Origin of the sequence: Bradyrhizobium sp. (assembly GCF_004799405.1) — a bacterium.
Lineage (GTDB): Bacteria > Pseudomonadota > Alphaproteobacteria > Rhizobiales > Xanthobacteraceae > Bradyrhizobium.
In genome coordinates, this window is sequence record NZ_SSMW01000074.1 from 65,249 (window position 1) to 72,960 (window position 7,712).

Genomic DNA, 7,712 nt, shown 5'->3' on the forward strand with positions numbered 1-7,712 from the left:
CCGTTCCCTTGGGCGCGGCTGCGGCTTACTTCGTCAACAGCGCGAAGGCGCCGTTCCAGTCTTCCGACGGCGGGTCTTTCTTGTAGTTGAGGATCCGCGCCTCATACAGATTATAGAGATATTCAAGCGCATGGGCTTCGTCGGTAGTGCGGCCGCGCCTGATCGCTTCCAGCGCGCCGTCCCAGTCGCGGCTGCGATAGCAGGCCAGCATCTCGATGGTCAGGTTGCGCAACCTCTGAAAACGCCCGGACTGCGCGGTGTCCTCGCGCCCCGCGATCGCATAGATGACCTCGGGTTCCTTCTTGCCTTTGACCATGATGAAATCGAGCTCGAGAATCGCAAATTTCTCTTTGATTGCCATCGCCGTCTTGGAGCCGACAAGGATCGAGAATCCATATTCCTTGGTCTGTCCCTCCAGCCGTGCCGCCAGATTGACGGTGTCGCCGAGCACCGAATAGTCGAACCGCAGGGTGGAGCCCATATTGCCAACGACGCAGGTGCCGGTATTCAGGCCGACGCCGACATTGATCGGAATAAAGGTGATGCCGCTCTCCTGCGCCTCGACCTCGCGCACCTTGTTGAGCGCGTCGATCCGTTCCAGCATGTCGAGTGCGGCTTCGCAGGCATTGAGCTGATGCTCCTTGTCGTCGAGCGGCGCGTTCCAGAACGCCATGATGGCGTCGCCCATATATTTGTCGATAGTCCCCTTGCGATCGAGGATGGCGTTGGTCAGCGGGGTCAGGAACCGGTTCATCAGCGTCGTCAAGCCCTGCGGATCGTGCTTGAAGGACTCCGAGATAGTGGTGAAGCCCCGAACGTCGGAGAACATGATGGTCATTTCGCGCTCTTCGCCGCCGAGCTTGAGTTTATCCGGCGACTGCGCGAGCTGCTCGATCAACGCCGGCGACAGGTACTGGCCGAACGCGGAGCGAATCTGCCGCCGCTGACCCTGCTCCCTGACAAAGCTGGTGAAAATCAGGGTGAGATAGATCGTCGTGGTCGACAGCAGGGGATAGGTGAAATCGATCAGCAGCCTGTCGTGCACGTAAAAATACCAGGATGTTCCGATCAGCACCGACGCGAACAGGGCACCGACAACGACGAGGGTGACCGGGCCGAACATCGGTGCAAAAATGGTCACCAGGATTCCGAGCACCAAGGCGGCAAGGAATTCGAGAGCGGGACCGTAGTACGGCTGCGAAAGCACGGCGCCGGTCAGCGCGCTCTCCAGCACTTGCGCGTGGATCTCCACACCGGGCAGCGCGGGATCGACGGGCGTAGTCTTGAGGTCGTTGAGCCCCGCCGCCGAGGTTCCAATCAACACCAGCTTGCCCTCGATCTTTTCGGGCGGGACCCTGCCTTCAAGCACGTCGATCGCCGAAACATAGATCGAAGGATCGCGACGCGCGAAATGCACCCAAAGCTGGCCGTGGAGATCGGTCGGAATCTGAAACCCTTTGATCCCGAGGCTTTTGATGCCGGCCGGATCGGTTTTGATGAAGATCGTGTCGGTGCCGGTCACCACCCGCAACATTTCGAAGGTCAGTGACGGCATAATCTCGCCCTGGGCCTGCATGATCATCGGCACCCGGCGTACGATGCCGTCGCGCTCGGGGTTGATCGTGAGCATGCCGCGGCCGCCGGCTGCCGTTTCCAGCACCGGCGTGTTGCGCAGCAGGCCTGGAAATTTGTACATGAACCGCTGAGGGTCTTCGCCCAGCGTCGCAAGTCCCGTCACCGGAAGCTTCTTGTCGAGTTCCGAAAGGATCGCGGGCAGTCCGGTTTCGCCCAGCACCACGCGCGAGCGCCGCATCGCATCCGCTAGAACCTGGTCATTGCTTGGCAGCGCGCGCAACTTGACCCGGGTTTCCTCATCGAGATCGCGGAAGGTGTCGGCTGCGACGTCGGGATTGAGCCTGTCGGGCTCGGCGAACATGATATCGAAGCCGATCGCGACGGCGCCCAGCTTGGTCAGGTTGTTGATGAAATCCGCGATCCGGGTCCGCGGCCAGGGCCACTGGCCGAGTTTCGCCAGGCTCGTTTCGTCGATATCGACAATGGTGACCGGCCTTGCCGTCTTCACGCGATGATCGATGCGCTGGAAGGTATCGAAGGTCCTGACGCGAAGTTCCTCGATCGGAGCGGGATCGACAATACGCAGGGCAGCAAACCCGATCAGGAGCGCCAGGCACGCCAGCCGTGCATACCCGAACTTACGCCCGAACCACCGTCGTAGGATCCTTAGTCGCTTCATGCTGTTTGGGTATCACGTCTACGCAATGTGACCACATCCGTGATTGAGGTTTCGCGCCACCTAATTAGAGCGCCCTGCGCAACTCCCGTCAAAGTAAGATTTCGGAGTCCAGGTTTCGAAGGGAATTGAGCCTAAAGCAGACATAGCGCGGATCGCGTAGGCCATCTATATCGCGGCACCCTCCGAAGCCTTGGGTGTTTTAAGCTATTGAATGAAATAGAAATATTGGCTTTTTAAGATCTACTTTTGATAATTTGCTTGAGGGTTATTCGATCACCTCGTCGGCAAGCGCAAGCATCGCTGGGGTGATCTCAATACGCAGTACCTTGGCGGTCCTGAGGTTAAGACAGAAGTAAAACTTTGGTTGTTGGACCGGAATATCGCCGATCTTTTCTCCCTTCAAAATCTTGTCAACAAAACGGGCACTGCCGTACCAAAGTGTGGGGAAATCTACACCGTACGACAACAATGAGCCAGCTTCGACGAAATATTTAGATGGTCCCATCACAGCTAGACGATGTTTCAACGCCAAGGCGGCTATCCGGTTTCTTTCTGAGCTGAAAAGGTTCGCGCTGAAAGCTAGCGCTGCCTGGAGGTGTTGCTCCTCCATTCTTTGGAATGCCTGATCAATATCATTGCCGGTACTGACGTCAAACACCTCAAACGACAATCCCAACTCCTTCGCAGCGTTGGAGAGGTGAGACAGTTCATAAGAGGCACCCTCATTTGTGGGGTCACGGAGTAGAGCCACCTGCGATAAAGTTGGGATCGTCTTCTGAAGGAGTTGCAAACGCTTTGCGGAGGTATCAGCGGCGATTTGAGATATGCCGCTCATATTTCCTTCCGGCTTGGATAGGCTCGTCGTCCAACCTTGCAGTACCGGGTCAACGCCAACAAAAAAAATTGGGATAGTCGAGGTTGCTCGCTGAAGCGCAACCGTTGGTCCGCCGGCTTGGCAGACCAGGACGTCCACTTTGAGGGCGATGAACTCGTTAGCGAGAGCGTCCAAGCGCTCGGGAACTCCATCAGCGTAGCGCTCTTCTAATATGAAGGTTTTTCCAGGAATGTATCCGAGCGCCGCAAGACCCTCCAGAAAAGAAAGCCGGTTCGGGGCCTCTGCCTGGGTGTCTGCATAGGCCCAAAATACACCGACGACCGGCATGCGCCCTGATTGCTGTGCCCGCACCGCAACCGGCCAAACCGCCACGCCGCCAACAAGGCCGATAAATTCCCGCCGCCTCATGCCTGCTCCCCCGGGACGGGCAACGGTAACAGGACTCGCGGGCGTAGGTAAGCGTCGATCCCAATTTTTCGCGTCATTCGTCTCCGACGTCCGTTCGGGGGAGAGTGCTACTGGACAGAAGCCAGGGATAACGTCAGCGGCGCTGCAAGGGCGACTGCCAGCTGCTTTCGATCAGATTGGCTCAGCCCTCAGCAAACTCAAACTCTATTTTACCCTGAGAAACTTTCTCGCCTCTGTTAATTCTGATGGCGTTGGATTTATGGAACAAAAAGATAGCAAATCTTGCTGTATTGCCAAGTGCGTGAGAAACGATTCATACGGAACGGAAATATAGGATTTTGAACCTTCGTGAAGTTTTGAATATAGGGAATTGTATATTACTCGAGCGCCCGCTTTTCCATATACTGGGTGCCATTGTCTTCTTAACCTCGTTGCCTCGATGTTATTAAATGGGCGATGAACCAATACTAGCTTGGGGTCACAAATTTCAAATATCTCATCTAAAAAAAAGGCCTGTAATGGGTGCTTAAGGACAATTACCTTTGACCCAACTTCAGAGGCTTTTAATAACTGTGCGGGATGCCACTTCGCAAAGAAATCTAAGAAAACTGAACTGGGCTTCTGCTTCCGTAGAGAAAGTTCATCGATGCAGCTCACCAATATATTTCTATATTCTACAGGCTCTTTTGCCGAGGGGGTTAGAGGATCATTTGTTACAGTCAAGGGCGGACAAGAATAGGCGCCACATAGTTCCACAAACCCGGCTACGGCTGTCGAACCACTGGAATACGACGATAGAATCAATATCGTTTTGATGTCATCTGACATTGCTCTTCCTGATAGGTGACTTTAGCGAGATCAAACCGAATGATCCCGCGCCGGTGTGAAGCAGACCGAAAACGTTGGCGTGGCTTTGAGTTCACGACGATGACGACGCCAGTTTCTTTCAGGCGCTAGAGGGTCTCGACCGCGCAACAGCATCGGCTTTTTTAGACTGCTCCCTTAAATGTACCGATCTGCGTCTTGCCGTCAGCGCCGCGCACCCGCATCTTGATACCGCGTCCCTTGAACACTGTTTCACCCAGGTGCTTTAAGAGTGCCTGCTGGGTTGGGGTATCGGCGACGAGCTCCACGAGCCATGGGATATTGCCAGAGCTCCATTCTTCAGATTGCAAGCGCCATGGAACAGACAAATCCGAAAGCCGCTGATCGACGGCAGTCGACACGCTCGCCCAAAGCGCTACCCCGACGGGCACCGCGAGGCCCGACTGCTGCGCTTGAGCGACGCGGTATTGTCCGCTGAGGATGGCGGGCAAAACGAGCCACTCCAGGTCGGCCAGCGGGCGCTCTTTGTGCTGGGGAGAGCGCATCAGGATTGTGACGATTTGACCGAGCGTCACATCGACTTGCCTTGTTGCAGACGGCTGCGGTGATGCGCTCGCAACGTCGGCCGATGCGTCGACCTTTTTCTGCTCCTTGAGGAGAGATGGTCGAGGCACTGCATTCGACACAGCCACCGTCTCTTCACGCCTACCAGCAGGGACCGGCGGGTCTTTGGTACGAGTTGCCGACTTTTTGGCTGAGCCGGGCTGCTTTGCGTCACTGACAGTGGGTTTTGGCCTTTTCTTTTTCGCCATATGTCATCCCCCTACTCTCTGTAAAAAATTTCGTGGCAATGATTGCCCTCGCGTCGGAACAATTTCGCGTGTGGGCCAAGCTCCCGCCTTGTTCACGACGGACGCGATCAAGGCGCTCACGAACCGCCGTTGTTACCGCCGCCGTCATTGATTCTCTGGTCCGCTTCGAAAGCTCTTGGACCAATCGATGCGTCATTGAATTCTTGATGTTCAGTCTCATTGAGGCAGACATCCTAGCATGGCAAGCATGATTCGATTTGGGCGTCATACTCGCCGGCGCGACCCAACCGATCATTTGGGAATTTTCTTTCCAGGCTTCCGAAGGCGCACTCCGGGGCCGCCGCCATTCTCGTCGATCAGCCTCAGTTTGGGTTCGTTCTGCCAAAATAGCCGTGCTCTGCTCTTTAGGTTTAGTTTATACATATTTACAGTTTGAAATTGTATACTCCCCTCTTCCCATATGGCCAACCATTGCGCAGGCCTCCGGCTGCGACTACGAGATCAAGGCGCCCAGGGCGCGTTTGCGCCGCGAGTAGGCACGCCGTTCATAGCGCTCGAGTTTGGCCAGGCTTTCGCCGAGCTCGGCGTAGGCTTCGGATGGCGCGCCGGGATTGCCGACGGCCGCGTTGAGTTGCGACGCCCTGATTTTGCGGATGCGCAGCAGGTCGAGTTCGGCCTCGGCGACCTGGCGGGCGAATTCGTTAGGCTGCCCCCCGTCGCCGACCAAGGCCTTTGCCAATGCCTCGATGTCCTCGCGGAACGAGGGTTGCGACCCGATCGCGACCGCAAGGCCGTGCTGCAAGGCGTTGCGCCGGCTGTGCCGCCGGCCGGCTTCGGTGCGGGGTCCGGTGCTTTTCTTGGCATTTCGGCGATTGGCCGCGATTTTACGGTCCGAGGTCATCGCCTACTTAGCCGCCTCGGTAAACTCCCCGTCGATGACCTTGGAAGAGGCTCCTTCGAGCCGCCGGGCCAGTTTCTCGCTATACAGCTCAATCGCTCTCAATGCAGCCATCCGTCGCAGTTCGTAAGAGGCAATTCGCTTATCAATTTCGTCAATGTCAGAGTTGTCTAAGGCGTCGGACAAAATATCCGTCGGGGCCCATCCCAAATCTGGGAGCTCCTTATCGATTTTTCGACGCGCTTTGGGGTCACTGGCCCATTGCCTTGCAGCTTCGGAGGCGTCGGCGTCACCTGGAGTTGATGCGCTCCAATCCAATCCTTCCGTCAAAATGTCCGCAACGCGGCTCTCCTCGGAGGACTTGATGAGCTGCATTTTCCGACTTCTCTCGCGGCGGATTTCCCAAGAAAGATCGGTGATATCGCGGACAAACATCCAGCTGATCGCGTCAGCGGGTTTTGCGGCAGCTGCGATCGCAGCGAATAGATCGTCGTAGTCTTCCCGCCTTTCGTTTAAGGCGAGCGGAGGATCGGCAAAGAACTGCGCCAGTTCTTTCGGCAACCTGAGCGGCGGCGATTTGACCAATGAGCGTCGCATTTTGGCACTCCATCAGACTGGCGTGAGCACCTGCTCACCCATCCGTGGATGATGATTGCCGAAATCTTTCAGCAACAATACCCTGCACGATTTTCGAATTTAGCCAGTACGCCGGCTTTGCCTGCCCTTCGGGGCTCCAGCATTGCACCAGGCTTTGGCACGGAGTCGCATGATGACGCTTTCACGGAGGGCCATCGCCCGTCTTTCCGAGAGGCCAAACTCAGTCCTACCGAGTTCAACAAGTTCTTGTTTTGACTTGGTCCGCCGGTCGGGTGAGCCGGAGATGATTTCGATCAGTCGCTTTTCGAAGCCGATCTCTTCAGGGGTCCGGCCAAACAGCGGAGGTTCGAGACCGACTGCACTCAAGCGTTGCAACTGTCCGAATGCCGGTTGGCCGATCGCAGGGGAGCCGCTGGCCAAGCTGTCCGCAGCAAGGTCACTGACACGATTATGACGGGGCATGGCATTCCACTCCGGTAAAGCCCTCGCAAATATGAGCCATGACGGATTCCCGTGCAAGCGAAGCTATCGATTGGCATTGCCAAACCCAAGTAACCCGTCGACCATCACAACAACTTCGGCAGTCCACGGATCCCTTGTTTTCGGATCCTTTTGGACGCGTTCCCTTTGACCGCCTGCTAGTCGCGCGTTTCGGCTTTCGGAGGCCCCCCTAATCCACCACCGTTCTCGTCGATGAATTCGACGCCGGCAGCTTCCCGGGCCTTCTTTGCAATCCGATAAGGCTGCACGAGGAGATCGGCCGGGATTATCCTCGCGTTGAACTGCTGTGCTCGGGACCAATATGGACAGCACCCCTCGCACGTCAGCTCCTGTTCATTCCCCGGATCTTTCCGCTGACGGGCTCCCGAAGACGCACACCAAGGCCACCGCCGTTCTCGTCGATGAACTCGACGCCGGCACGCTCTAACGCACCGCGAACCACAGAAAGTGTTGCGCGCCGGGGCTGCTGATTTTCACCCTCAAGCTGACGGATCGTAACCACACCGACGCCAGCGTGCTCTGCCAATGTTTGTTGGCTCCAATCGAGAAGCCCCCTCGCCGCTCTGCATTGTGCCGGACTGA

General features: G+C 56.6%; 9 protein-coding genes. All 9 read right to left on the reverse strand.

What is annotated here, in order from left to right:
- Positions 1-25: 25 nt before the first annotated feature.
- Positions 26-2,254, reverse strand: a complete 2,229-nt coding sequence (locus E7813_RS11590) for an adenylate/guanylate cyclase domain-containing protein (RefSeq protein WP_291573957.1) — start codon at positions 2,252-2,254, stop codon at positions 26-28.
- A gap of 265 nt (positions 2,255-2,519) precedes the next feature.
- The gene (locus E7813_RS11595; protein ID WP_291573959.1) at positions 2,520-3,497 is read right to left on the reverse strand and encodes an ABC transporter substrate-binding protein; all 978 of its coding nucleotides are present in this window, start codon (positions 3,495-3,497) and stop codon (positions 2,520-2,522) included.
- Between the two features lie 204 nt (positions 3,498-3,701).
- Positions 3,702-4,325 carry a hypothetical protein gene (locus E7813_RS11600; protein WP_291573961.1) on the reverse strand — a complete coding sequence of 208 codons (624 nt, stop codon included), beginning with the start codon at positions 4,323-4,325 and terminating at the stop codon, positions 3,702-3,704.
- A gap of 161 nt (positions 4,326-4,486) precedes the next feature.
- Complete coding sequence (locus E7813_RS11605) at positions 4,487-5,134, reverse strand: toxin-activating lysine-acyltransferase (protein ID WP_291573962.1); 648 nt, start codon at positions 5,132-5,134, stop codon at positions 4,487-4,489.
- Positions 5,097-5,429 (reverse strand): type II toxin-antitoxin system VapB family antitoxin, encoded by a 333-nt coding sequence (locus E7813_RS26150; protein WP_363331170.1) that lies wholly within the window; start codon positions 5,427-5,429, stop codon positions 5,097-5,099. The genes E7813_RS11605 and E7813_RS26150 overlap by 38 nt, the downstream gene beginning before the upstream one ends.
- Before the next feature lie 198 nt (positions 5,430-5,627).
- Positions 5,628-6,035: a hypothetical protein gene (locus E7813_RS11610; protein ID WP_291573964.1), complete on the reverse strand. Its 408-nt coding sequence runs from the start codon at positions 6,033-6,035 to the stop codon at positions 5,628-5,630.
- A gap of 3 nt (positions 6,036-6,038) precedes the next feature.
- Positions 6,039-6,629 carry a hypothetical protein gene (locus E7813_RS11615; RefSeq protein WP_291573966.1) on the reverse strand — a complete coding sequence of 197 codons (591 nt, stop codon included), beginning with the start codon at positions 6,627-6,629 and terminating at the stop codon, positions 6,039-6,041.
- Positions 6,630-6,728: 99 nt separating this feature from the next.
- The gene (locus tag E7813_RS11620) at positions 6,729-7,091 is read right to left on the reverse strand and encodes a hypothetical protein (RefSeq protein WP_291573968.1); all 363 of its coding nucleotides are present in this window, start codon (positions 7,089-7,091) and stop codon (positions 6,729-6,731) included.
- 361 nt (positions 7,092-7,452) lie between these two features.
- Positions 7,453-7,712: transcriptional regulator (locus tag E7813_RS11625; RefSeq protein WP_291573970.1), on the reverse strand; the 260-nt coding region annotated here is incomplete at its 5' end.

What these genes read in the sequence shown, in the direction of transcription:
- E7813_RS11590 (WP_291573957.1), bottom strand. Translation starts at nt 2,254, where the DNA reads ATGAAGCGACTAAGGATCCTACGACGGTGGTTCGGGCGTAAGTTCGGG.
- E7813_RS11595 (WP_291573959.1), bottom strand. Translation starts at nt 3,497, where the DNA reads ATGAGGCGGCGGGAATTTATCGGCCTTGTTGGCGGCGTGGCGGTTTGG.
- E7813_RS11600 (WP_291573961.1), bottom strand. Translation starts at nt 4,325, where the DNA reads ATGTCAGATGACATCAAAACGATATTGATTCTATCGTCGTATTCCAGT.
- E7813_RS11605 (WP_291573962.1), bottom strand. Translation starts at nt 5,134, where the DNA reads ATGGCGAAAAAGAAAAGGCCAAAACCCACTGTCAGTGACGCAAAGCAG.
- E7813_RS26150 (WP_363331170.1), bottom strand. Translation starts at nt 5,429, where the DNA reads ATGATCGGTTGGGTCGCGCCGGCGAGTATGACGCCCAAATCGAATCAT.
- E7813_RS11610 (WP_291573964.1), bottom strand. Translation starts at nt 6,035, where the DNA reads ATGACCTCGGACCGTAAAATCGCGGCCAATCGCCGAAATGCCAAGAAA.
- E7813_RS11615 (WP_291573966.1), bottom strand. Translation starts at nt 6,629, where the DNA reads ATGCGACGCTCATTGGTCAAATCGCCGCCGCTCAGGTTGCCGAAAGAA.
- E7813_RS11620 (WP_291573968.1), bottom strand. Translation starts at nt 7,091, where the DNA reads ATGCCCCGTCATAATCGTGTCAGTGACCTTGCTGCGGACAGCTTGGCC.